Here is a 24,911-nt window from a genome sequence, read left to right as displayed (position 1 = left end):
ATTATAAACCATATCTGCGGACACAGGCTTGCCTGTTCCGGTGTAGGGGCGCGGCTTGCTGCGCCCTCGGAGGACAGGGCAAGCCCTGTCCCTACAAAAGCACGTCGTAGGGGCGCATCATATCGTTGGCCTGGTGCTCGAGGATGTGGCAGTGCCACACGTAGCGGCCTGCATAGCCGGCGAAGGGAATGATGATGCGGGTCACTGTTCCGGGCGGGCACTCGACGACGTCCTTCCAGCCCATTTCATGCGGCCCCGGAGGCAGGGCCGGCCCGGTGTAGCGCAGCGGCAGCGAGTTCGTGGCAAGGTAATCATCCACGGCGAAGTTTCTGCGGTCGAGCACCTGGAAGCGGACCATGTGCAGATGGATGGGGTGGGTATCCTGGGTGAGATTGGCGAGGCTCCAGATCTCCACCGAGTTTAGCTTGACGCGCTCCGAGACGGGATCGCTCCAGTGTTTACGGTCCAGCAGCATCACCATCGGCATTCCGTTGTCGTAGTCAAATTCATTCAGGGTCATGAGGCGCGTGCGCGTGGCCTGGGATTCAGGCATGCGCTGGATGGGCCGCAGCGTCCGGGGCAGCACGCTGTCGTCGCTTACCGGATTTTTGCCGACGCGGAACTGCATCAACTCGAGTTCATCACTGGCCAGGACCAGGCGCTCGCCGCGGGCGCCGCTGAAATCGACCACCACGTCCGCGCGCTCAGCGGGAGCGAGGACGAGCCTGGTCATCTCGACGGGCGCGGCAAGGAACCCCTGGTCTGAGCCGATGACGTGAAAGCTTTGGCCATTCGAAAACGAGAGAGAAAAGAAGCGCGAGTTGGCGGTGTTGGCAATACGCAATCGATATTTGCGCGGCTCGACCTCATGGTAAGGCCGCACTTTGCCGTTCACCACCATCGCGTCGCCGAGAAATTCCTGCGCCCATACGCCCTCGTCCGGCGGATTCGGATAGTACAACTGGCCTTCCGGGGTAAAGCTGCGGTCGTAGATGAGCATGGGCAGCTCATACTTGCCGGAGGGAAGGTTGAGCGCCTGCTCCACCTGGTCGCGGATGAGGTACCAGCCCATGAGGCCGGCGAAAATGTTGAAGAGGCTGGCGCCCATCGCGTGATCGTGGCACCAGAGCGCCATCGCTTCCTGGGGGTTGGGGTAATAGCACAGCCGGTGTTCGCCCGGGCCGTACCAATTGTCGGGATAGCCGTCGCTCACCGAGGGCACCCGCGCGCCGTGCAGGTGCGTGGCGAGCCGCGTGGGCGGTGCGTTCTCCATGCCGGGCCGGGGCGGGTTCAACTTAAAGATGTGCTGCGGCGGCAGTTCATTGATCCAGTCGATCAGAACGCCCTGGCCGCTCGACGCTTCGAACAGCACCGGGGCCGAAGTCGCCCCGTAGCCCCAAAGGCGCGAAGGTGGAAGATCGCGATGAAGGCAGCCCTCGATGGCGCGGACGTGGACCGGATAATAAGGCGCGCCGCTTGCCCCGAGCGCCACTGAGGACCTTCGGCCCTGCGGGGTTTGCAGCACCGGCAGCGGCAGGGGATCGACAAACGACGCCAGCTTCATGGCATCGAGGGTCTTTGCCCGCGGACCGCGATTGCCGGGAGGGCAATTTTGCGGCGGGCCAGCCTGCGCCCATCCGGGCGCGCCGAGCAGCCCGGCGCACGCCAGGCCGCCCTGCCAGAGGAATTTTCTTCGCGTCCATCGCCCCACGGCGGCACCCTACTTCTGGTCCTGGACCACCTGGCCCGTATTGGGATCAAGAATCAGCCGGGCGGTGTTCTGCGGCTTGCCGTCGCTGAAGTCAAACATGCCGAGCAGCGACCCGGACTGCGCGTCAAACGACCCTCCGCCAATACGCTCGCCATTCAGATAAAGGTCTTCGATGAGGCGCAAGATCGAGGTCTGGTCCGTTTTCGTGTGATCAACATAATTTGCCTTGGCCCAGGGCGAGATGACCAGGAGCGGCAGCCGCGGCCCGGGTCCGCAGCGCCCTTGCGCGTGCGCTGTGCCCGGATTGACGCCGGGTAGGGCTGTGGCTCCGTCGCCGCATTTACCGAGACCGTCAAGCGCATCCTTTGGCGTTGCAGAACCGTTCGCGATTTTCCCCATGACATGGTCATACCAGCCATCGGAATCGTCGTAGTCAATGATGACCGCTGTATGCTCCCATTCCGGCTGCCGTTCAAGGAAATTGACTACCTTGACGATCCACTTCTGCTCATCGAGCGGACTGGAATTGCCGGCGTGCCCATTCTCATAGCCGGGGGCCTTGATGTAGCTGACGGTGGGAAAATTTCCCGCCTTGATGGCGTCGAAGAAATCGTGCGTATCGTACTGATGGTTTGCCCCGCCGTCCTGATTGCTGCCCACCACCTGGGGCGACGATGGGCGCAGGTGCCGGAGGTTTGCCGTCGATTTGTAGTATTGGAAAGGCTCGTGGTGCGGGACGTAATCGCGCGAAAGCACCTTGGTCCATGGCGACATTGAACTGCGGCGGCAGCCGCTGCTGCCGTTCGGGTTCACAATGCTGAGGTCGAAACCTCCCTGGAAAAATCCCCAGGAGACGTTGGCGGCGGTCAGCAGGTCGCCAATATTTCGCCCGGTCATGTGGACCAGAGAATCCGAAGTGCTGGAGCAGAGGTCGCCAACCGGGTTGGGATCGGCAATCAGCGTGAAGCCGCCGTGGCCGTCGGGCACCATGTGTCCTTGCGCATTCTGGTCATTCACCACGCCATTGGTCTGGCCGGACGCGAGATTGATGGCGCCGGGCGTGGAAGGCCCGAAGACGACGTCAAACTGATGGTCGCTCATGGCGTAATGCTGCGCGTAATTCCAGTAAGCCGTGACGGTGTTGCCGTCAAAGTACCCCATGGTGAGTCCGCTGGTGGCGAGTACGCCCGGATGCTCGCCCGGAACACGTGGACCGTCCGGATGGCCAACCGATGCGGGAAACAGGTCCATCTTGCCGTGGTTATAAGCCTGCTGCTCGGCGGTGTACTCATGACTCTGGTCGGCGGTGGCCGCCTGGCTGCGGTCAAGCCGGAAGGGATTGGAGCGCCCTGCTCCGTTCAATGGATTGCGCATGTTGGGATTGTGATGAAGCAGCCGTCTGGTGTAGCCATCCACCTTGGGAGTGCCGGGCAGCGCAGTGAACGAAGGCTCGCCTTTGGGATTAAGCGCGCGCGGATACGTCCCGAAGTAATGATCAAAGGAGACGTTCTCTTGAAATAGCACCACAACGTGCCGGATGGCCTCCCGCGCCTGCTGGAGCTTTGCAGGCGGTTGCGGGCCCGCCGCATCAACACGGGCCCCGCTAACGACCAGGATACATAAAATTCCGAAAATTCCTCTTCTCCAACTCATGCGTCCTCCCCGCTCGTTGATCATGGGCTGACTGACCCTGGCAGGGCAGGCCAATCTCCTGCCCGCCGGTCGAGTTCATCGTGCTGGCTCGATGGCACCGAATATCATACTTCAAATGCGCAAGGCCCGCGACGCGACGGGGCATTCGGAGGAGCCGATGATCTTGAAAGCCAGTCCGCGCGGCAGTTCGCCCAGTGTTTCGACCTAGCGCTAGCGGAATTTTTCTGAATCAAACAGCCGCGCCCGGTCCCGCTTTGCGGGATGTTCCCGATCAGAAAATCAGTAATGCTTCTGCCGGGGCATCGGACAATTTCACCGCACTAACATGACCCGAGTTCATCATTTGGTTGTTGATCCGGTGTTATAGCTTGTATTCTTTATATCGAGCAGCACTCTGCAACCAGCGGAGCATACCGTAGGACGCATAGGGGCGACATCCGGCAAATCGCTGTTGTCGGTGCTCCTGTGAACCGCAACAAGAGAATCTTGGAGAAGAGAGCTTGAAATTTCGATTGCCAGCCGAGATAAGGCACGACTTAAACGGTTTTCGCTGTCTGGTCGATCTCAATTCAAATGCCGACGATTTTTTCTTCGAAGAAATAGAACTTGAAATGGGATCCGTAGGATGGCTGGACGCCGATATGTGCGCCGCGCTTGGAGCAGTCCTGTATAAGCTGGGTGCCAATCTGAATGAGATTAAGCTAACGAATATCAAGCCATCCGTGGAAGGAATCCTCTGCCGAAATGGTTTCTTAAGCCATTACGGAAGGGAAAAAATGCCGGATCGCTACGGGACGACCATCCCTTACCAAAGGTTCGAGGTCAAAGACGACCGTTACTTTGCCACGTACATCGAGAACCAGTTCATTGGGCGATCTGAGATGCCAGCCATGTCGACCGCCCTGGAAAAAAAATTCAGGGAAAGTGTTTTCGAGATTTTCAGCAATGCCGTAATCCACTCTCAGACGAAGATGGGGATTTTTAGTTGCGGGCAGTTCTTTCCCAAGAAGCAGCAACTCGTCTTCACGGTGGCAGACCTCGGAATCGGAATTCGCAGAAATGTTGAGGAAAGTAGAGGCCTCGCCATGGCCCCAGACGAGGCGATATCGTGGGCCACGGAAGGAACGAATACGACCAAAAACGGGAGCATCCCAGGGGGATTGGGACTGAAATTGTTGCGAGAATTTATTAAACTTAATGAAGGCGTCCTACGGATTGTCTCTGACGCTGGCCATTGGATGCTTTCAAACGGCGCAGTCCAGACCGCGCTTTTTGACAATCCATTTCCGGGAACTGTGGTAAATATAGAGATCAACACATCGGACAAACATTCATACATACTGAAGTCTGAAGTATCCGAATCCGACATCTTCTAGGACGGCGCGAGAGGAAGTCAGCATGACCCAAGACCTGAGTCTGTCGGTTTTCGAAATTGTCGGAACCCCTCTCTGCGTCGCGTCCGATGACGGGCAGCGTGTGCACGACCGCATCGCAGCCGCTCTGAAAGATAAACGGAAAGTGATTCTCTCGTTTCTCAACATTACAAGCGTAACTTCCGCCTTCCTAAACGCCGCCATTGGCCAGCTATACGGGGAATTCTCCGAAGATGCCATACGCGCTGGCTTACAAGTCGCGGATATGGCCCAAGACGACCTAGCACTGTTGAAGCGGGTGGTAGAAACCGCCAAAACTTATTTCAAGGACCGCGAAGGCTTCAATCGCGCGGTCAACGAAGTGCTAGGTGACGAAGCCGATGCCAAGTAACGCTCAAGACATCACATCATATGCTTTTTCTGGTAACGACCGGCTTCTATTCGACGCAAATGTGTGGCTGTTTGTTTACGGGCCGAACAAACCGGGAGACACGCGTGCCGCGACTTATTCCAGGGCCCTTGCAGACATTATCGCGGCGGGGAGTATCATATACATTGATGTGGTGATCCTCTCGGAGTTCATCAACCGCTACGCTCGCCTGAGATACAATATCGCGCGCGGCAGCGGACGGGTGCCCGACAACTTCAAAACCTTTCGAAACGGCGCGGATTTCAAGCCAGTTGCACAAGAGATTGCAGAAATGGTAAGACGCGTCTTGAGGACCTGCTCTCGTACGGAATCGGGCTTCGCATCGGTCGATATTGGATCCCTCATCAACGAGTATGGGAAGGGCGAATCAGACTTCAATGACCAGATCCTTGCCGAGCTTTGTAGGAGCCAAGATCTCAGTTTTGTTACTGACGATGGTGACTTCAAAGGGTTTGGGTTGAGCGTCATCACCGCAAATAGAAAACTCCTGAACTGAGGACGGGCAGTTACCTCGCAACGTAGAGCCGTGAGCAGGGGGCAAGGAGTTCGCTGCCGACGCATAGATTCCAAACTGCGGAATCCCGATTTACGGGACGCCACCGGCGAAAGTAGCACAGCCGCTCGTGGCTGTGAGGGAAAGAACTGCAACACAGGCAAGAGTGCCTGTGCTACAAGCGCCCTGCAAAACGGTTCGCGGTTGCGCATCGGATTGCGCGACGAAAAGCAGGCAGCAGAAGAGTGCGAGTCCCTGGAAACCTGAGCGTCCGCGGGCAGAAATACGCATCGGCTTCAGAAAACGCCCTAGCCCTGGCTAAGGAATATTCCTCCCCGGCTGGTCAGTCCTCCGGCTGATGACCCGGTTTGGTTCCCATGCCGTGGCATCGGCATCATAGTCCCACTCAGGTGGGAACGAGCACACCCGTGCCACAAGTCGATGCGAGACACGAGGGCCCTCCGTTTTGACTTGCCTTTTGCAGGGCTCCGAGCTACGATTGGGCGATTTTTGGCTCTTTCGGCGATGCAGCCCAACGGAAACATTGACGCATGGCTAGCGGCAGGGTTCGGACTGGGGCTGTTCCTGTTTTTCAGGGGGCTGCGGACTTTTCGGAAGGGCCTGGTGGTAGCCGACACGCCGATTATGCCCATCCGGAGCGTTCCCATGGGTATCGTTCAGGTGCACGGCCACGCGGGCGGGGACACGCCGTTTCCCAGCCCCGTGAGCGGATCTCCCTGCTATGCCTTTCGAGTGGTGATTGACCGCTATGTCAACCAGAAAGGCTGGCAACACCACCGGACCGACCAGAACGGCAGCCGCTTCTATCTTTCTGATGACTCGGGCCGCATCCATGTGGAGCCGCGCGAAGCCGAGTTTGACCTGCCGGTGAATTGCCGCCGCCAGATTGGGGACGGCGCTCCCGGCTTCTCGCTGATGAACCTTTTCCGGCCTATGGAGGCGGACGCCTCAGACGGCTCCGGCCTCTCCGTCAACGCCAAGACCGAGGATGAACTGCTGGAATATTCGGGCGTTGGTTATGGCTGCACCGATCCCTTCCGCTTTACCGAATACTGCATCAAGCCGGACCACGAGTATGACGTGCTGGGCACCTGCGTGGAAAATGCCCGGCCCGAGGACGAACTCGACAGAAACCTGATTACCAAGGGAACTCACAACCCAACTTTCCTGATTTCTTCCAAATCGGTGGACGAACTCAAGCGCGGCATGGGATGGCGCTCGACGATGATGGTGATCGGCGGGGCGGCCCTGGCCGTTTTTTGCGCCGCGCTATTTATGACCCGGCATGGCTTTCTATAAATCTGGATCAGGAGGATGACAATGGTGGGAGTGGCGATTCTGGTTCTGCTGATTTTGCTGCTGATTATCATTGCCATTGTGGTCTACACGATCAGCATCTACAACAGCCTTGTGCGGCTGAAGAACGATATCGACAAGGCCTGGGCCAATATCGACGTCCTGCTGAAGCAGCGGCACGACGAGCTGCCGAAGCTGATTGACACCTGCAAGGGTTACATGCAGTACGAACAGAAGACCTTCGAGGCAGTCACCGAAGCCCGCAGCGCCTATCAGAAAGCCAGCACGGGTCCGGAAAAAGCCCAGGCCGACAACATGATGACGGGCGCCCTGAAAACCCTGTTTGCTGTGGCGGAAAATTACCCGGAATTAAAAGCCAATAACGACTTTATGCAGCTTCAGGGACGAATCACCGAGATCGAAGAAAGGATTGCCGACCGGCGCGAGTTCCTGAATGACAGCGTCAACACCTATAACATTCGCATCCAGCAATTCCCCGACATGATTCTGGCAGGGCTCATGCACCTGCTGCCGCGGGATTTCTTTAAGGCCACGGAAGAAGACCGGCAGGACGTCCAGGTAAAATTCGCCTGATGCAGCCAAGAAATTTCGGCAGCGGTTTCGAAGCAGGCACCGGAAACCGGCACCCTGATTCGCAGAACCGTTTCCTGCGAGATCTGGGGCCGAATGGCCCCAAGGACCCTGAAGGCCTTGCTATTTCAATCTCTTGCTCCAACCCTTGATGCCGGGTCCTGACACCAAAATGTGACTCTTATCGGCCGGTGAAGTGACAGACCCGAAAGGATTTTCCGGTGCGTGGAAACGAATGATTTTTTCTGAAAAGGGTTTGCATTGAATTAAAAGGGCTTAATGGCGACGGTAAAGTGTTCGATTTCAATGCCTAATTGGCACGCCGGTTGCTCTATACGGGTTGCGAAGGGGGATCTGCCATGATGGATCAGGACGACCTTCACCGGTTGCAGGAAGAACAGGAAGTGATGGATACGTGGCGAAAAGTTTCACGCCATGTGGTTGCTGACCTTCTTGAAGGCTGCTCGGCCTGCAGCACGGTGCGCGAGAGGAACCTCCTTCTGCGCTGCCCGTGGTGTGAGGATGTCTACCTGTGCCCGGGTGAGTGTATGCACGAGCACAACTCGCATCTGCACCCTACCGTTTCCTTCTGGTCGCACTGAGCCGGCCACCCTTGCTCAGTTTTCCTTCCCCATTCTCCGCTGAGGAAGAATTCTCAGACGGCCGATAGCTGGCCGAAGTTGTATCGGTTTCCCACACGGTGACGTTGCTCACCCTCAGTCCCTGGTCCTTCAATTTCCGTTGGAGTTCGGCCCCCAGATAGCACGCCAGATTTTCGGCGGACGGATTGGTTTCGGTGAAGGGGTCAAGCTCGTTCAGGAACTGGTGGTCGAAGCGCTCCGCCAAACCTTTGAGTGCGGCCCGCAGCTCGGAAAAATCGATCAGCAGCCCAATCGAGTTCAGCTTTTCGCCCCCGACCGTCACCCGCACCTTGTAGTTGTGCCCGTGGACGTTCTCGCACTTCCCTTTATAACCGCGCAGCGCGTGGCCGGCGGCAAAGGAATATTCAACCGAAACCTCAAACATGGGTCCTCTCGCTCTCTAATCCGCCTGGCCCGTCAGCGAGTAGCGCGCCTCAGGTCCTGAGATTCGCGGCCCCTCCCTGTCGCCCGGGCAAAAACCGAAAACCCGCAGATCCCGCGAGGCGGGACGGTCTGCGCTACCGCTACCGCCTAAATCTTTTTAAAAACGCACTACGAACATTCTTGCATAAATTCGCTGACCTCATCCAGCCGGCCAGCGCGGCGGTAGGGCGGAAGGCTTTCAAAAAAAATCTTTCCGTACGGCTTCTTGACAATGCGGTGGTCGAGGATGCCCAGCACTCCGCGGTCGGTCTCACTGCGAATCAGCCGCCCGAAGCCCTGCTTGAGGGCGATGACGGCTTCGGGAATCTGGTACTCGACAAAGGCGTTGCCGCCCTCTTCATTGATCTGCCGGATGCGGGCGGCCACCACCGGGTCCGTCGGCACGGCGAAGGGCAGCCGGTCAACGATAACGGCGCTCAGTTGCTGGCCCTGGACATCCACGCCCTGCCAGAACGAGCTGGTGGCAAACAGCACGGCGTGCGGGGTTGAGCGGAACCTGTCGAGCAACGCGGTGCGCGGCGACGAGCCCTGCATCATCAGGGGATAGCGAAGGCGGCGGCGAACCAGCTCGTAAACGGTCCGCATCTGCTGATGGGACGTAAACAGCACGAAAGCCCTGCCCTCCGTAGCCTTCAGCAGATTCACAATTTCAGCGGCCGCGCGCGAGGCAAACTCCGCACTGCGCGGATCCGGCAGATGCAGCGGCGTGTAAAGGATCGCCTGGCGGGCGAAATCAAAATGCGATTCCAGGATTTTTTCGCGCGCCGTCTCTAGTCCCAGGCGGCGCTTTAGAAAATCAAACTTTCCGCTGACGGCAAGCGTGGCGGAAGTGAGGATGACGGTCCGCACCTGCCCGAAGAGGCGCTCCCGCAGGATGGGCGAAACGTCGATGGGCGAGGCTTCAACAAACACTCCGCGCCCGCGCCTTTCCCACCAGTAAACCAGAGTGCGGTCGCGGCTTTCCATCACCACCTCGAGCGCCTGGCGGATTTCTGCCGCCCGCCGCGCCAGGTTGTTGATCTCTTCGGGCCGATCCTTGACGCCCAGCAAGTCCGTCTCCAGCCGGATGAGAGCGTTGACAAGCGCCGAGTATGTGCCGCGGCGAACATCCAGAAAACTCTCGCGGTTGTCGAAATTCGTCCGGCCATCGCCTGCCGGGAAGAGCTCAAAGAAAAGTTCGCTTCGCCGGCGAAGCTCGCGGACGGCGCTCGGCACTTCGGAGTTCTCAATGGACTTCGCTTTCAGGGTGGCTTCAGTGTCGCGCGCCAGCTCTTCCATCTGGTAATTGGAAACCTTCAGGCCGAAATACTGCGTGGCGACATCCTCGATCTCATGGGCCTCGTCAAACACCACGGCTGTGTAATCCGGCAGCAGGCCGGCGTAATCGGATTGCTTCAGGGCCAGGTCCGCGAAAAACAGGTGGTGGTTCACGATGATCAGGTCCGACTCGGCGGCGCGCTGGTGCATCCAGGTGATGAAGCATCGCTCGAACTGCGGGCATTTCTGTCCCGTGCAGGTTTCCCGCCGGGCGTCCACGCGCGACCAGAGTTCGCTCGAGTCCTGGAGTCCCTCCACTTCCGTGCGGTCTCCGGTTTCGGTGTGCGATTCCCAGTCCCGCAGGCGCGCGTAAAGGTCCACTTCTTCCAAGCCGCTCAGCACCGGCTGCCGTTCAATGTCGTACAATTTCTGCCGGCAAAGGTAGTTCTGCCGGCCCTTCATCAGAGTGGCGCGGAGGGTTGGAAACAGCTTGCGGATGAAAGGAATGTCCTTGTAGAAAAGCTGCTCCTGCAGGTTCTTTGTCCCGGTGGAAATAACCACCCGCTGTCCGCTGCGGACGAGCGGCGCCAGGTAAGCCAGCGTCTTCCCGGTCCCGGTACCCGCTTCGACAATCAGGTGCTGGCCGTTCTCGACAGCGGACTCGATCGCCTCGGCCATTTCCAACTGGCCCGGGCGGTACTCAAAGCTGGGATGATGGCGGGCCAGCCAGCCCGAGGCCCCGAAGATCCGTTCGAGCGGCGCCTTTTCCGTTGTTTTCTGACTCTTGCCACCCATGTGTATGCTGCAACGTGGCGCCGACCTTCAGGTCGGCATTTGGGAATTATGCCAGGCTGAAGCCCGGCGCTACAGAACCCTAACGGGTCATTATCGCTTGAGGACCAGTCTGGCGGGAATCCGCAACCTCCGTTAGACTGGAAATCCAAACTGAATGCTCATTGGCAAGGATAGCACAGATGGCTTTCAGGCCGAATGCCGCAACCGTCGTAATTGAGCAACCTATGCCGCAGTTGCCGCTCATCGTAATTCTCGGACGCCCCAACGTGGGCAAATCCACGTTGTTCAACCGCATTGTGGGAAGCCGCCGTGCGCTGGTGGGCAATGAGCCCGGCATGACGCGCGACCGCATCGAAGGGACGGCCGAGTGGGCGGGCGCGCGCTTTAAGCTGGTGGACACAGGCGGCATCGTTCCGCAGGACCGCGACCTGATGGCCACCGAAATCTTTCGGCACGCGCGGATGGCCATCGACCGGGCTGCGCATCTGATTCTGGTGGTTGACGGGCGCGACGGGGTGCTGCCGCTTGACCAGGAACTCTCGAATTTGCTGCGGAAAACCGGCAAGCCCTTTTCAGTGGCCGTGAACAAGATCGACCTGCCCATGCACGACCCGCTGGCCGCGGAGTTCGCGAGGCTGGGCGTGGAACACACTTTCGCCGTCTCGGCTGAACACGGCCTCGGAGTCGATCAGCTTCTCAACCACGTCACGGCGGGCTTCGAGGCGCCAGAAGAGGTTCCTGCCAGCCCGGAAGCGCCCGTCAGGATTGCGATCATCGGGCGGCCCAACGTGGGCAAATCGACGCTGCTCAACCGGCTGGCCGGAGAGGAACGTTCCATCGTGACTCCCATCCCCGGCACCACCCGCGATGCTGTGGATGCGGAGGTGGAGCGTGACGGCGCAAAATACGTTTTTATTGACACGGCGGGCATCCGGCGCAAAGGGAAAACCAAACTGCTGGCCGAAAAGCTGAGCGTGATCCAGGCGCGCAAGCACCTCGAACAGGCGGACATCGCCCTGTTTATTGTTGACGCTGAAGAAGGTGTGACGGCGCTCGACACCCACATTGCCGGCTACGCGCATGAAAGCCGCCGGTCCGTCATCCTGGTGGTCAACAAGTGGGACGCCATCCAGAAGGGCCCCACCGTTACGCGCGACTACACGCAGGAGTTGCGGCAGCGAATGAAATTCCTGGACTATGCGCCGATTGCCTTTATTTCGGCGCTGAGGGGCCAGCGCCTTCCCAGCCTGTGGAGCTTGATCGCCGAGGTTGCCTCGGCCCGGAAGGTCCGCGTGCCCACCGCCCGTATAAACGTCTTCCTGAAAGGACTCGATCTGCGAAGGCTTCCCAGCCAGCGCGGACGACCGTTGCGCATCTATTATCTGACCCAGGCAGCCGTATCCCCGCCTACCTTCGTTGCCTTCACCAACCGCACCGGCAAGCTGCACTTTTCCGTTGAGCGCTATCTCGAAAACCGCATCCGGGAAGAGTTTGGGTTCATGGGCAGCCCGATCGTCATCCGGTCGCGCCCCCACAAGTGAACATCGAGCAAATTCAGGACTTGCCAGGATACGCGGCCAAGGCCGTTAATTCGCTGTAAAAACAGGCGTTTCTTAGTTGGCAGCCATAGCCTGAGAAATGCTATACTTTACCTCGCGCAAAGGTATGGATGCCCCGCGTGAACGAGGCAACATGCTTGTCACTTCGTCTCAAAATGTAAGTGGAAGGGAGCTCGAATTACATGGCCTGGGAAATGGCGATTCGAGTAATCTTTATCATTTCAGTCATTGCCGCCGGCTACCACCTGCGGCCCTTTCATTGGTCTTCATTGGTTTCTTCTTTGGTTGGCGCGGTATTGGCATTTGCCTTCGTGTTTATCGAGATGCGCCTGAGGCAGGCCAGCCTTAAGCGCCTGATTGGCGCTGCGGTGGGCGGAACCCTGGGCGTCGTGGGCGCGCTCATCATCAGCCATCTGTTGAACCTCACTTCGCTGGAGAGAATGTCGATTTCGTACGTCCAGATCATTCTCCTGCTGCTGCTGGGTTACGTGGGCATCGTCGTGGGCGCGTCGAAGGGCGATCTGCTGAACCTGGCGGCGATGGGCGGAATATTCGCTGCGGAGCGGCAAGGCAGGAAGAGCAGCAAGATTCTGGATACCAGCGTGATCATCGACGGCCGGATTGCCGACATCTGCGAAACGGGATTTATCGAGGGCCCGCTAATCCTGCCGCAGTTCGTGCTGCGCGAATTGCAACTGGTGGCCGACTCGACGGACCCCATGAAGCGCAATCGCGGCCGGCGGGGCCTGGACGTCATGCATCGCATTCAGAAAATAGCTACCGTCCAGGTGCAGATTGTAGAAGAAGACTTTCCTCACATCCGTGAGGTGGACCTGAAGCTGATCGAACTGGCCAAGAAACTTGAAGGAAAAATCCTGACCAACGACTTCAACCTGAACAAGGTTGCCCAGCTTCAGCGCGTGCCGGTGCTGAATATCAACGAACTGGCCAATGCCTTGAAGCCGGTGGTTCTTCCCGGCGAGATCATGCGGGTGTTCATCCTCAAGGAAGGCAAGGAATTTAACCAGGGGGTTGCCTACCTTGACGACGGCACGATGGTCGTCGTAGACAACGCCAAGAAGATGATCTCAAAGACCATCGATATCTCCGTGACTAGCGTCCTGCAGACGACTGCGGGCAAGATGATCTTCGGGAAGTACGAGAACAGCAAACAGAGGGCCGAGGTCGTCCAGCCTCAGGGCTCGGCGGGGTCATAGGACCGCCGCGGCGTGTCCGCCCGGTTGAACGGGGCACATTTCTGCGATGAGAGTGTTAGCCATTATTCCCGCTGCGGGCGCGGGCGTGCGCATGGGCAGTGAAACGCCCAAACAGTTTCTTTCCATCGACGGCGTGCCGATCGTGGTGCACACTCTGCGGAAATTCAACGACGCCGAATCAATTGACGAAATCTATTTGGGCTTGCGGCCTGAGGATATGGAGCGCGCCCACGTCGAGCTTCAACGGGAACAATTCCAAAAACCCGTTCGCCTGGTTGCCGGCGGCTCAACGCGCCAGCAGACCGTTTCCTTGGCCCTTCAGAAAGCCTCTCCGGACACCGACATCGTCGTGGTACACGATGCCGTACGCCCTTTTGTGAGCCCGGAGATGATCCATCTCTCGGTCGAGGCGGCGCGCAAGTCGGGCGCGGCAATTTTTGGCGTTCCCAGTGTGGACACGGTAAAGCAGGTGGAGCGGCAAACCATTCTGGGAACCATTCCGCGCGAACGGATTGTGCTGGCGCAGACACCCCAGGCCTTTCGCTTCAACATCATTAAAGAAGCCTGCGACCGCGCGGAAGCAGACGGCTACGATGGGACGGATGAGGCCAGTCTGGTGGAAAGGCTGGGTGGCGCGGTCACCGTTCTGATGGGCTCGGACCGGAACATCAAAATCACCAAGCCTTCGGACCTGCCGCTGGCCCGCCTCTTTCTTGCGCAGGAGCACGAACAGGCCGAACGCCGCGAGAAATTGCTCATGTAAGAGCAAGCCTCATTGCAATGGACATCAATCACCCGGCCCCCATGGGCCGCGAAGGCTGTGAGACAAGACTGTGAACTCGAGATGCGCGCACCGGATCGGTTTTGGCAACGACGTCCACCGGCTGGCCGCGGGCAGGAAGCTCATTCTCGGCGGAGTCCACGTTCCCTTCGAGATGGGTCCCGTGGGCCATTCCGATGGCGATGCGCTGGCCCACGCCGTGTGTGATGCCCTGCTGGGGGCGGCCGCGCTCGGCGACATCGGCCGGCACTTTCCCGATACTTCGCCCGAGTGGCACAATGCCTCGAGCCTGATGTTTCTGCGTCGCGCGCAGGAATTGCTCGACCAGGAAGGATACCGGATTGTCAACGTCGATTCCACCATCAGCCTGGAGCGCCCCAAGCTGGCGCCTTTTATCCCGCAGATGAAGGAAAAAATCGCCGAAGCGCTTGGCATCGAGCCGCAGCAGGTAAGCATCAAGGCGAAAACTGGCGAAGGCGTTGACGCCGTCGGCAGGGGCGAGGCCATCCGCGCCGACGCTGTGGTCCTGATTGAGCCGCTGGCCGCCGCATTCCCGCAGCAGCAGAACAGGCGGCCACAGGCGCATTCCATATAGGACCCAACCGCAAAGATTCAGGCAAATCCCCAGCGGAGCATTTCTTCTCGAAACCGCTTGAAATGCGTCGGACCCCGGCTTAGCATGGGGTTAAAGCTAAAATCCCTTTCCGAGGTGAAGACCATGACGGTTTCAACCTTGACCGAGTCGCGGGGGGAAGTTTTTTCGATTGCTGAAGCTACCACAGTTTATGCAGCAGCTCGCTACCTCCGGGAAAAGCAGGTCCGCGCCGTTGCCGTGTGCGACAGCCAGGGGAAAGTAGTCGGCGTTGTATCGCAGAGCGACATCTCTGACAAAGTTGCTGCTGAGAATAAATGTCCTGAATGGGTCCGCGCATCAGAGATCATGAGCACACGCCTGGTTACGGTCTCTCCGCAAGAATCGATCGAGCAATGCTTTGAGTTGATGGAAATGTATGGCATTTACCATCTGCTGGTGATTGCCGAAAACGGCGCGTACCGCGGCATGATTTCGATCCAGGACTTGCTGAAGATCATTGCGTTTCAAAACAAGGCGCTTGCCGAAAGTCTGGAAGATTACATCGTGGGCAGGCGTTAGCCTCAAGGGGCTGCCAGGCAGAAAGGGCCTCATCGACACGACAGGCCTGCGCGGGCCAGGTCAGAGTGCAGGTGTCGGTTGGCAGGTTCCGGTCAGGATTGCAGGCAGCTCTGCCCAGCCAGCAGTTCCCCCTCGTAATGTTTTGAGTTGCATGCCTTCCAGGTGGATGCGCCCGACAGCCGCGACAGAATCCGGCAACCGCAGCCGGTGCGGACCCGCCTGTTTGCGCTATGATGTAAAATCCTTGGCCTGTTGGGACCTTCTTCACGTTTGCTGATGGACAAATGACTGCGGGACATGAAGCCATGAAACGCAATGTGGATGCGCTGTCGGAGACGCAATTCGACCTGGCCATCATCGGGGGCGGCATCAACGGAGCGTCTACAGCGCGTGAAGCGGCCTTGCGCGGCATGAAAGTCGCGCTGGTGGACGCGGGCGATTTCGCGGCCGGCACCTCCAGCCGGTCTTCGAAACTGATCCACGGCGGGCTGCGATACCTCGACCAGTTCGAATTCCGGCTGGTGCACGAAGCCCGGCGCGAACGGCGGCTGCTCTGCAAACTCGCGCCCCATCTGGCGTGGCCGGTGCCGTTTCTGTTTCCCATCTACCGCGGGGATCCGTATTCCCCGCTGAAGGTCCGGCTGGGGCTGAGCATTTACGATCTGCTGGGCAATCTTGGAGCGGCCGACCGCCACCAGACGCTGAGCAAGGAGGAGATGCTGCGGCGCATCCCAAGGCTCGAGCCGGAGGGCCTGCGCGAGGGCGCGCTCTATCACGACTCGTTGACGGATGACGCGCGGCTGACCATTGAAAACATTGTGGACGCCGCAGCACACGGGGCGGCGGTCGCCAACTATGCGGAAGTCCGCGGTTTCATGCTGGGTACGCGAAAAGGAAACGGTTGTCCCACCGTGACCACTGCCGAGGTGGAAGACCGCCGGGCCGGCCGCCGGTTTGAAATCTCCTCGCGATTCTGGGTAAACGCAACCGGCCCCTGGGTGGACGGTGTGAGGGCAATGCTGCCGGGCTATGACGGGTCAAAAACGGTGCGGCTGACCAAGGGTACACACATTGTGGTCCCGCCCGTCGCGGGCGACTTTGCCCTGTTCGCGGCCATCCTGCCGGGCAAGCGCATTTTTTTGATGATGCCATGGCACCGCCATGGCCTGCTGGGAACCACGGACACCGACTATGATCGAGATCCAGCCCAGGTGCGTCCGGATATTGGCGACGTTGAATATCTTCTCGGAGCGGTGAATCGGGTGCTGCGCCAGCCGCTGCACGAAACCGACGTGATCGGCGCGTATGCGGGCCTGCGGGCGCTGGCCATCCAGCCTGGCGCAAGCCCGTCGGAAAACACCCGCGAGTATCGCCTGCACCAGGACCCTTGGGCCGACAATCTGATCACTGTTTGCGGAGGTAAACTGACCACTTCGCGTTCGCTGGCAGAAAAACTTGTCGATCACGTGGCGGCCAGCCTGCCGGGCGATGCACCGTCCGGATGGACAGCGCACCCGACGCGCAGCACACCACTGCCCGGCGGCCACACGGATAATTTCGAAAAGTATTCGAGGGATGCTGCGAAGGATGCAGTGCAACTTTTTGATATTCCGCAGGCCGCGGCTGAGCGCATCGTGAGGACCTATGGCACGCGCTGGCAGCAGGTGCTGGAGCCTGTCCGCTCAGACCGCAAGCTGGCCGACCCGCTTCCCGGCGCCGCGGATTGCCTGGGCGCGGAGGCCGCATTTGCAGTTGAGCAGGAGATGGCCCGCGAGATTGATGACTTTCTCCTGCGCCGCTCCGGGCTGAGCTGGTACGCTGCTGACGCGCTTCGCGAAGCCGTGCCGGCCGTGGCGGAGATTTTTGCCGATCGACTCGGATGGGACTCGGCGCGGCGCGAGACCGCCGTTCGAGATTTTCATCGTGCCGGCCATTTCAGCTTTGAAGGCGTGAGTTAAACCGCCTGCGGATATCGAGGCCCGCTTGAAAAAGACGGCCAGAAAATACGTGGTTAACGGGCGCGTGCAGGGTGTCGGTTTTCGGTTTTTCGCAGAGAACTGGGCCAATCGCCTGGGGCTTTCGGGGCACGTTAAGAATTGCGCGGACGGTTCCGTGGAAGCTTACGCGATCGGCGATGCGGCTGCGCTCGAGGAATTCAAGGCCCGTCTGGCGGAAGGCCCGCGCGGCGCGCGCGTGGACCAGATCCAGGAATTTGAAGAGCAGGTGCACCGCGACTACAAACGCTTTGTCATTGAAAGCGACTGGTAGCGTAGCAGACGTAGCGCCCACCCCGCCAGGACGGGGTGGGCAGGCGCCGGTCCCGCTCCTGCGGGATCGGCGCTACATCGACAAGAAAGAGGAGACGTTGCGTGGACAATCTCAAGGCGCTGATCCGTGAAGTTCCAGACTTTCCCAAACCAGGAATACTGTTTTACGACATCACAACGCTGCTGAAGGACCCGGTGGGCCTGCACGCGGCTGTGGACTCTCTGGCCGACCATTACGTTGGCCAGGTGATCGATCGCGTGGTGGGAATTGAGGCGCGCGGCTTCATCTTTGCGCCCATGGTGGCCTATCGGCTGAATGCTGGATTCGTTCCCGTGCGCAAGCCGAAAAAGCTTCCCGCCGAAACGGCGCGTGTGGAATACAGCCTGGAGTATGGCAAGGACAGTCTGGAAGTCCACCGGGACGCGATCAGCCAAGGCCAGCGAGTGCTGATCATTGACGATCTGCTGGCCACAGGCGGCACCGCGGCGGCAGTCGCCGAACTCGTGGAGCAACTCGGCGGCAACGTGGCAGGCGCCGGCTTCCTGATTGAACTCGAATTCCTGAACGGGAAGGAAAAACTCACGAAGTACGATTTGCACTCGGTGCTGAAGTATTGATCGACCGCGCGGCGCCAAGCCGCCTCGGCCCGCACGCCCTTTATGGTTTCGCGCCCTGATCAGGCTGCAAGACTGTCATGATTGCGTCCAGAAAGTGGCTTTCCGGCAGCGCGCCTTCAAACGTCTGCGTCTGGTTGATCACCGTCTTGGGTACGGCGTAGACGCGATACTGCGAAACCAGATCGGGAAATTCCGTGGCCTCGATGCAGTCGGCCGTGATGTGCTCGCTTTCCATTGCAAACTGGTGCGCCAGGCGGACCGCCCGCGGGCAGTGCGGTCAGGTAGGCGTTACAAAGACCTCCAGATGGACTGGCTGGTCAAGCTGAGCAAGCCTTTCTTTGCTCTCCGGGCCCAGGCCGGAATCACCCTGTGAAACGTCGAGAATCGCATCCAGCACGGTGGAAAATTCATAGCCGGCCGGCATGCCGTAATAGCGGATACCGTAGTCCTTCCCGTTGCGGATCACTGTAGCAGGGGCCTTATCTACGCCGTACTCGGCCACCTTCTCTTTGTCGAGAATAAAGTCGTAGACTTCGAGCGATAGCTTGTCGGACAGTGCGGCCAGATCCTCGATAACCTGGCGAGTTTCAGGCCCATATTCCAGGTTCAATTCCTGCGTAAAATGGATGATTTTGACGGGAGCCGTCATTGTGCTCAGCCGTCGGCGGATTTCTACAGCGTCTTCGTCACTGAGTAATCCCATAAAAATCCCCTCCCTGCGCGCTCGACACGATGCGGCAATCCCACGCGATGGTTTCCCGTAAGGTACGGCGCCGCGCCCACCAGCTACAACTTGCGCCAACACACATTTGATGCCGCACAGAAGCCAGAAGATTCGCGAAGCTCCTTCAATTCCTTAGCTCGACGATGGTGGCGCCCCCGCCGCCTTCGCCCTGTGGCGCAGGGTAAAACCTTTCCACGTGCGGATGCGAGGCGAACATTTCATGGAGGCTCCTGCGCAGGATGCCCTTCCCAAATCCGTGGATGATCCGCAGTCGGGTTCGGCCAGCAGTATAGGCCCGGTCCAGAAACTCATCCACCCGGTCGCGCGCTTCCTCCGCCGTGTTGCCGATCACATTGATTTCGTCCGGCACCTCCGAGGGAGCATTCTCAATCTTCATACCCAGGCGGCCTCGGGGGAGCGGGGTGTTCTCTGGCGGCGCCGATTTCCTGGCCACGATCTCCGCCTCAGCCCTGGCAATTCGCACCCGCAGGTTCCCTGCCTGGACCTGAAGATGGCCATCCATAACCTCTGTAACCGTCCCCATCGTGGCAAGGTTCGGCACGCGCACCTGGTCGCCCACGGCAACCGGCGTCTCAGGAGTGATTTGCTGACCGCGGGAGGGCTCCGACAGAGCGTTCAGCACCTCCGCGTTCCATTCCTCGCGCGCCTCCTGCTTCAGCGCCAGGACCTTGCGCTCAACTCCCCTGGGCAGCCGGGGCTTTTCAACGCGGGCGCGCAGGTCCGCCAGAGCTTCGTCCCAGCGTTTTTCCATCGCCCGCAGCGTTTGTTCAAGGCGCGCGTCGAGATCTTTCAGCTTTGCGCGGCGTTCCTGCTCGGCTTTGGTTTCCAGTTCGACGGCACGTGCCAGCAACCTGTTCTCTTCCGCCTGGAGGTTCGCCAACTGCGACTCCACCAGCGAGCGCTGTTCGTGCAGAGCGGCCAGAAGCGCCGAGGCATCTGCCTCCTCCGTCCCGATCAGTTCGCGGGCCTTCGCCACAATTTCTTCCTGCAATCCGAGGCGCGCAGCGATATCCAGAGCGCTCGATTTCCCCGGCAGGCCCACCAGCAGCCTGTAAGCGGGTTGAAGCGTTTCCTCGTCGAACTCCATCGCAGCGTTTTCGGCTTCCGCAGTTTCGCTGCCGTAGGCTTTCAGCCGGCCGTGGTGGGTGGTTACAAAGGTGAGCGCGCGCGACTTCCTGAAATGCTCAAGGACCGCTATCGCCAGCGCGGCGCCTTCGCCAGGCTCTGTGCTCGATCCCAGCTCGTCCAGCAGGACCAGGTCACTCGGCCCCACAACCTCAACCATGTTGCGGATGCTGGTGATGTGCGCCGAAAAGGTGCTGAGGTTCGCCTGGATGGATTGCTGATCACCAATGTCCGCCAGCACGCGATGGAACAGCGGCAATTGCGCATCGCTGGCGGCTACCGGCAGCCCGGCCTGGGCCATCAGCACGGCAATTCCCACGGTCTTCAGCGCCACCGTCTTGCCACCGGCGTTCGGCCCGCTGATCACCATCATGTTCTTGGGACCCTGCAAGGTGATCCGCAGCGGAACAGACTTCCGGCCGGCCCGACGGAGCGATTTTTCAAGCAGCGGATGCCGAACGTCCCCAAGCGCAATGCCCTGCCCGCCGCCAAGCTGAGGTATGCAGCAATCGTAAGCCGCCGCAAAATCAGCCTTCGCAAAAACCAGGTCCAACTCAGCGAGGGTGGAAGCAGTGGTCAGCAGGTCAGCCAGGCGCTGGCGAAGCTTTTCCGTATATTCACCCAGGATTCGCTGCGTTTCAGCATACTCGTGGTCTTCGAGCTCAACCAGCTCATTATTCAGCGGCACTGTCTCCATCGGTTCAAGGAAAACCGTAGCTCCTGAAGAGCTGGCGCCGTGGATCACACCGGGCACATGCCGCTTTTCTTCCGCGCGGATGGGGACCACAAGCCGCTCATTGCGCAGCGTGACCACGGCATCCTGCAGCACCTTGTCGCGGCTGAGCCGCCGCATCAGGGTTTCCAGCGTCTTCTCGATTTCATGCCGCAGGCGTTCAATGGATCGGCGCAGCCGCGCAAGCTCCGGGCTGGCGGAAGAATCGACGGAGCCGTCCGGGTGGATCTTGCCATCAAGCGCCGAAAGCAGCGAGCGAAAATCCGGCAGCGCGCCCGCCAGACTCGCCAGATGAGGAAAAGAATCCGCGGCGAAATTCTTTCTCAGTTCCTGGCCTTTCCCCATCACGGCCAGGACGGTCAGGATTTCGCGCGCGGTGCAGGCAATTCCCTCCACGCGGAGGCGGCCAAGAATCGGGCCCGGGTCCTCCAGCCCTCCGAGCGACGGCCGCGTCCCCTGGCGGAGATAATTCCCGGCCTCGCGCACGCGCTCAAGCGCAACCCTGATGTTATCGAGATCGTCATCGGGAGCGAGCGCCGCAATCAGAGGGTGGCTGATGGGACCGGAAAGATATTCGCGCAGAAGCTCCTTGACCGCGTCGAATTCGAGAACGCGGCAGGAATAGCGATCGAGCGTTGCGGAAGAAGAGCCAGAATCGTTCATGTCAGCGATGCAACCCCACCCATCGAGAAGGGCTCCTAAATCTCTTTTATCACGCGCGCGACAGCTTCATCCACCGTATGGACGGTGGTGATCATTTCAATGGCGGGGCCTCTTGCCCTGTTTGATTGCCCGGCAAGTTCGGCTTCCTGATTCAGGCAATCGATCACTGGCCGCCAGTACGGGAGCATCACCAGCAGCGGCTTTGGCCCGCCCACGGCCCGGCAGAGGGCCGACTTGTTCATCATCTCCCACACCAGCGCTAATTCCGCCAGCGTTCCCGTGCCGCCGGGCAGCACAACGTAAGAATCACCTCGCTCAATCAGCGTGAGCAGGCGCTCCATGAACGTCGCGGTGCGGACTTCTTCCACAATCCAGCGGTTTGCCGTGGTGGTCCACACGTCGCAGGTGACGCCGATGGTGTGTCCGCCGGACTCTCGCGCTCCGCGGGCCGACGCTTCCATCAGTCCGCCGTAACCGCCGTTACAGATGGCGAAGCCCGCCTGCGCCAGACGTCCTCCCAGTTGTCGCGCTTGCTGGTACATCTCCGTGCCTTCTCCGGGAAGCGAACTGCCAAAGATAGTGACCGTTTTCATAAATAAAATTCTGATGCGCATCTGCGGAAAGGGAAAGCGAACTGCGGCGCAATCTCAATGATCGTTATCGCGTATCTGCGTACCGGCGGTAAATCTCCAGCGCGATCTGGTCAAGCACTTTCGTCGCCTCGGTCCAGTTGACGGCATATTGATTTCCGATGATTACGAAAGCCAGACGGCGGTCTCCCGGCAAATTCATATAGCCGGAAAGCGCGTTCACGTGTTCGAGCGAGCCGGTTTTGGCGTGGACGCGGCCTTGCAACGGAGTGCCGCGAAACCGGTCCGCCAGGGTGCCATCAACCCCGGCCACCGGCAGCGCATCATAAAATGCCTGAAACCAGGGTTGGCGCGCGTCAAACTGCAGGAGTTTCATCACTGCGTCGGGAGTCACCAGCGTTCCGCGTGACAGGCCTGACCCGTCCTCAAACTGGACTTCTTCGGGGGCAATCCCAACCTTCTGCAGAAATCCACCGAGAATCTTCAGTCCGTCTTCAGCGCTTCCCTGATGATGCTCAACCTGCGACATGGTCCGCAGCAGCATTTCAGCGTGCAGGTTCTGGCTGACCTTGAGTGTGACCTTCACATCCTGGCTCAGCGGGAGGGAATCATGCTCAGCCAGAACTACGCGCTGCTCCGGGGCTCGGGCTTCTGGTCGGTGGGCGGCTTCCTCAGGCATGACCTCCCTGACCACCACTTTGCCGTCCACCTTCACGCCGCGCTGCTCCAGAAGCTTGCGGAACATTTCACCGATGAACAGCGGCGGGCCCTCAATGGATATGTATTCGTCCACGTCGTGTGAACCCACGGGAATGTGGCCCCAGATGTCAAGTTCCATGGAGCCTGGAAACCGGCTGATCTCAATTTTGGCCGGAATTCCTGAAGCCGTGGTCGTCACATCACTAGCGATTTTGTAGTAGCCATCGCCCGCATCCATCACGATTTGCGCCCTGGGGCCAGGGAAGGCTGCCGGACGGATTTTGAGCCTCAAGGAATTGTCATTGAACGCCAGGGCAGTGATCGGCGCTCCGTAATCCCAGGCAAGGTCATCCACGGCCCAATCGGTCCCGTAGGGCTCATGGACGAAATAAGTGTCATCCGCGTAAAGATTGCCGCTGACTTCGCGAATGCCACTGGCCGCAATCTGGTCAGCAAGTTTTTCAAAGTCGAGGTCAGCCGGAAGGCGCTCCGGTGAGTTGTACTGATAAGGCACAACGCGGCTGCCAAGGTTCGGATCGCCTCGCCCCACGAGGATGAGGTCTGGCACGCGGCCTTGGGGGTCCGGCGGTGCTGAACTCTCCACCGTGGTTCGAAAAATGAAATCCGGCCCCAGCGTGCTGAGCGCCGCCGAGGTGGTGAACATCTTCATATTGGAGGCCGGCTGGAAGAGGTGCTGCGGGTTCCGCATGTAGAGAATTTCGCCATCGGAAAGCCGCACGACTTCAATCCCCCAGAATCCCCGGCCGGCAGGCGAAGATTCAAGAATGGACTCGATCTTTCCAGCTAAGGTGTCGGACTGTGCAGCGGCCTGGAGCGGAACGAGCAGCGCGCAAACTACAACGGTGATCGCGAGAGCAACGCGGAACAGGCGCAAGGTTGAATGATGCAGCAGGGCGTGTGAAGACCGCCCGCCAGGCACGCATCGCAGAGGCGCCATCAGCGGCAGTCCTTGAAGTGTGGAATCAGATGGACGGAAGGCCGAATCAGCTTGCCAGCCATCGAGCGACATCCTTGGCAAAGTAAGTGAGAATCATGTCCGCGCCTGCCCTGTGGATGGACAGCAGCATCTCGAGGGCGGTGCGCTTCCGGTCAATCCAGCCGGCGCGGGCGGCGGCCTCGACCAGGGAGAATTCTCCGCTCACCTGGTAGGCCGCAAAGGGAACATCGAAGGCCTGGCGAGCAAGCGCAAGAATGTCCAGGTAGGCGAGCGCGGGTTTCACCATGATGATGTCGGCGCCCTCTTCGATGTCGAGCGCGATTTCGCGCATCGCTTCCCGCTGGTTGGCCGGGTCCATCTGGTAAGAACGGCGGTCGCCAAACTTCGGAGATGAATCGACTGCCTCGCGAAAGGGCCCGTAGAGCGCAGAAGCATACTTGGCGGAATAAGCCATGATGGGAATGGCGCTGAACCCTTGCGAGTCCAGTTCGTCCCGGATGTGGCCTACACGTCCGTCCATCATGTCGGACGGCGCCACCATGTCGGCCCCGGCCTGCGCCTGGGTCAGCGCAGTTTTGGCCAGCAACTCCAGCGTTGAGTCGTTGTCCACTTCCCCATCTTTGACCACCCCGCAATGGCCGTGGCTGGTGTACTCGTCGAGGCACGTATCACAGATCACCAGCAAATCGGGCAAGCCCTTCTTGATGGCGCGGACGGCGCGCTGCACAATCCCGTCCGGGTCCCAGGCGCCGGAACCGACGTCATCTTTAGTCTCGGGAATTCCAAAGAGAATCACGGCGGGAATTCCGAGATCAAAAACAGACTTGCACTCTTCCAGCAGGAGGTCAACGGACCAGCGGTAGTTGCCCGGCATGGAATGGATCTCTTCCTTCACCTGTGAACCGGGGCAGGCAAAAAGCGGATAGACCAGCGAGCGCGGAGACAGCCGGTTCTCTTTCACCAGTTCGCGGATGGGCGCTGTCCGCCGCAGCCGCCGGGGCCGATGAATTGGAAATGCCATGGTGCCTACCCTCGCTACGGTTATGCGAATTTCTTCGACCCAGACGCCACGGCGATTGGAAATCCCGCCGCCGAATC

General features: G+C 59.5%; 23 protein-coding genes and 1 pseudogene. 14 read left to right on the top strand and 10 right to left on the bottom strand.

Annotation, left to right across the window (positions count from 1 at the left end; translation table 11 throughout):
- Positions 1–91: 91 nt before the first annotated feature.
- Together VFQ24_05615 and VFQ24_05610 are read right to left on the bottom strand one after the other, a co-directional pair.
- Positions 92–1,711, bottom strand: a complete 1,620-nt coding sequence (locus VFQ24_05615; GenBank protein ID HET9177819.1) for a multicopper oxidase domain-containing protein — start codon at positions 1,709–1,711, stop codon at positions 92–94.
- A 9-nt stretch (positions 1,712–1,720) separates the two neighbouring features.
- Positions 1,721–3,364, bottom strand: a complete 1,644-nt coding sequence (locus VFQ24_05610; protein HET9177818.1) for an alkaline phosphatase family protein — start codon at positions 3,362–3,364, stop codon at positions 1,721–1,723.
- Between the two features lie 500 nt (positions 3,365–3,864).
- Here VFQ24_05610 and VFQ24_05605 point away from each other — a divergent pair, with 500 nt between their 5' ends.
- The 6 genes from VFQ24_05605 (at position 3,865) to VFQ24_05580 (ending at position 8,170) form a co-directional block, all read left to right on the top strand.
- Entirely contained in the window at positions 3,865–4,740 is an 876-nt protein-coding gene (locus tag VFQ24_05605) for an ATP-binding protein (protein HET9177817.1), read from the top strand.
- A gap of 22 nt (positions 4,741–4,762) precedes the next feature.
- On the top strand, positions 4,763–5,128 hold the full coding sequence (locus VFQ24_05600; GenBank protein HET9177816.1) for an STAS-like domain-containing protein: 366 nt from the start codon (positions 4,763–4,765) through the stop codon (positions 5,126–5,128).
- Positions 5,118–5,663 (top strand): PIN domain-containing protein, encoded by a 546-nt coding sequence (locus VFQ24_05595; GenBank protein HET9177815.1) that lies wholly within the window; start codon positions 5,118–5,120, stop codon positions 5,661–5,663. The genes VFQ24_05600 and VFQ24_05595 overlap by 11 nt, the downstream gene beginning before the upstream one ends.
- Positions 5,664–6,170: 507 nt before the next feature.
- Positions 6,171–6,980 (top strand): GIDE domain-containing protein, encoded by an 810-nt coding sequence (locus VFQ24_05590; GenBank protein HET9177814.1) that lies wholly within the window; start codon positions 6,171–6,173, stop codon positions 6,978–6,980.
- A 21-nt stretch (positions 6,981–7,001) separates the two neighbouring features.
- Positions 7,002–7,571 carry a LemA family protein gene (locus VFQ24_05585; GenBank protein ID HET9177813.1) on the top strand — a complete coding sequence of 190 codons (570 nt, stop codon included), beginning with the start codon at positions 7,002–7,004 and terminating at the stop codon, positions 7,569–7,571.
- A 356-nt stretch (positions 7,572–7,927) separates the two neighbouring features.
- On the top strand, positions 7,928–8,170 hold the full coding sequence (locus VFQ24_05580) for a hypothetical protein (protein ID HET9177812.1): 243 nt from the start codon (positions 7,928–7,930) through the stop codon (positions 8,168–8,170).
- Here VFQ24_05580 and queD read toward each other — a convergent pair.
- Entirely contained in the window at positions 8,145–8,594 is a 450-nt protein-coding gene (gene queD / locus VFQ24_05575; GenBank protein HET9177811.1) for a 6-carboxytetrahydropterin synthase QueD, read from the bottom strand. The two genes, VFQ24_05580 and queD, sit on opposite strands and share 26 nt — an antisense overlap.
- A gap of 167 nt (positions 8,595–8,761) precedes the next feature.
- Positions 8,762–10,705 carry a helicase C-terminal domain-containing protein gene (locus VFQ24_05570; GenBank protein ID HET9177810.1) on the bottom strand — a complete coding sequence of 648 codons (1,944 nt, stop codon included), beginning with the start codon at positions 10,703–10,705 and terminating at the stop codon, positions 8,762–8,764.
- Between the two features lie 179 nt (positions 10,706–10,884).
- Between VFQ24_05570 and der the strand changes: the two genes are divergently transcribed.
- From der to VFQ24_05530, 8 genes are all read left to right on the top strand, one after another.
- Positions 10,885–12,246 carry a ribosome biogenesis GTPase Der gene (gene der / locus VFQ24_05565; protein ID HET9177809.1) on the top strand — a complete coding sequence of 454 codons (1,362 nt, stop codon included), beginning with the start codon at positions 10,885–10,887 and terminating at the stop codon, positions 12,244–12,246.
- A gap of 200 nt (positions 12,247–12,446) precedes the next feature.
- On the top strand, positions 12,447–13,481 hold the full coding sequence (locus tag VFQ24_05560) for a PIN domain-containing protein (GenBank protein HET9177808.1): 1,035 nt from the start codon (positions 12,447–12,449) through the stop codon (positions 13,479–13,481).
- A gap of 46 nt (positions 13,482–13,527) precedes the next feature.
- Positions 13,528–14,244, top strand: coding sequence for a 2-C-methyl-D-erythritol 4-phosphate cytidylyltransferase (gene ispD / locus VFQ24_05555; protein HET9177807.1), 717 nt, complete (start codon positions 13,528–13,530; stop codon positions 14,242–14,244).
- A 70-nt stretch (positions 14,245–14,314) separates the two neighbouring features.
- On the top strand, positions 14,315–14,857 hold the full coding sequence (gene ispF / locus VFQ24_05550) for a 2-C-methyl-D-erythritol 2,4-cyclodiphosphate synthase (GenBank protein HET9177806.1): 543 nt from the start codon (positions 14,315–14,317) through the stop codon (positions 14,855–14,857).
- A gap of 123 nt (positions 14,858–14,980) precedes the next feature.
- Complete coding sequence (locus tag VFQ24_05545) at positions 14,981–15,415, top strand: CBS domain-containing protein (protein HET9177805.1); 435 nt, start codon at positions 14,981–14,983, stop codon at positions 15,413–15,415.
- A 305-nt stretch (positions 15,416–15,720) separates the two neighbouring features.
- Complete coding sequence (gene glpD, locus VFQ24_05540; GenBank protein ID HET9177804.1) at positions 15,721–17,373, top strand: glycerol-3-phosphate dehydrogenase; 1,653 nt, start codon at positions 15,721–15,723, stop codon at positions 17,371–17,373.
- A 25-nt stretch (positions 17,374–17,398) separates the two neighbouring features.
- On the top strand, positions 17,399–17,683 hold the full coding sequence (locus tag VFQ24_05535) for an acylphosphatase (GenBank protein HET9177803.1): 285 nt from the start codon (positions 17,399–17,401) through the stop codon (positions 17,681–17,683).
- Between the two features lie 101 nt (positions 17,684–17,784).
- Positions 17,785–18,300, top strand: coding sequence for an adenine phosphoribosyltransferase (locus VFQ24_05530; GenBank protein HET9177802.1), 516 nt, complete (start codon positions 17,785–17,787; stop codon positions 18,298–18,300).
- A gap of 40 nt (positions 18,301–18,340) precedes the next feature.
- On the opposite strand, the pseudogene VFQ24_05525 reads toward VFQ24_05530, so the two are convergent.
- From VFQ24_05525 to hemB, 6 genes and pseudogenes are all read right to left on the bottom strand, one after another.
- Positions 18,341–18,565: pseudogene (locus VFQ24_05525) on the bottom strand (thioredoxin family protein).
- 12 nt (positions 18,566–18,577) lie between these two features.
- Positions 18,578–19,003 carry a hypothetical protein gene (locus VFQ24_05520; protein HET9177801.1) on the bottom strand — a complete coding sequence of 142 codons (426 nt, stop codon included), beginning with the start codon at positions 19,001–19,003 and terminating at the stop codon, positions 18,578–18,580.
- A gap of 145 nt (positions 19,004–19,148) precedes the next feature.
- Complete coding sequence (locus tag VFQ24_05515) at positions 19,149–21,566, bottom strand: endonuclease MutS2 (protein ID HET9177800.1); 2,418 nt, start codon at positions 21,564–21,566, stop codon at positions 19,149–19,151.
- Positions 21,567–21,601: 35 nt separating this feature from the next.
- A complete protein-coding gene (locus VFQ24_05510) occupies positions 21,602–22,159 on the bottom strand; it encodes an LOG family protein (GenBank protein ID HET9177799.1) in 558 nt (185 codons plus the stop codon).
- Between the two features lie 64 nt (positions 22,160–22,223).
- Positions 22,224–23,813 (bottom strand): D-alanyl-D-alanine carboxypeptidase/D-alanyl-D-alanine-endopeptidase, encoded by a 1,590-nt coding sequence (gene dacB, locus VFQ24_05505; protein ID HET9177798.1) that lies wholly within the window; start codon positions 23,811–23,813, stop codon positions 22,224–22,226.
- Positions 23,814–23,859: 46 nt separating this feature from the next.
- Positions 23,860–24,834: a porphobilinogen synthase gene (hemB, locus tag VFQ24_05500; GenBank protein HET9177797.1), complete on the bottom strand. Its 975-nt coding sequence runs from the start codon at positions 24,832–24,834 to the stop codon at positions 23,860–23,862.
- Positions 24,835–24,911 lie beyond the last annotated feature (77 nt).

The sequence above is a fragment of the Terriglobia bacterium genome, from assembly GCA_035712365.1.
Classification (GTDB): domain Bacteria; phylum Acidobacteriota; class Terriglobia; order UBA7540; family UBA7540; genus SCRD01.
Note: the sequence above shows the minus strand (reverse complement) of the source record. Positions and strands in the feature narration are given on the sequence as shown.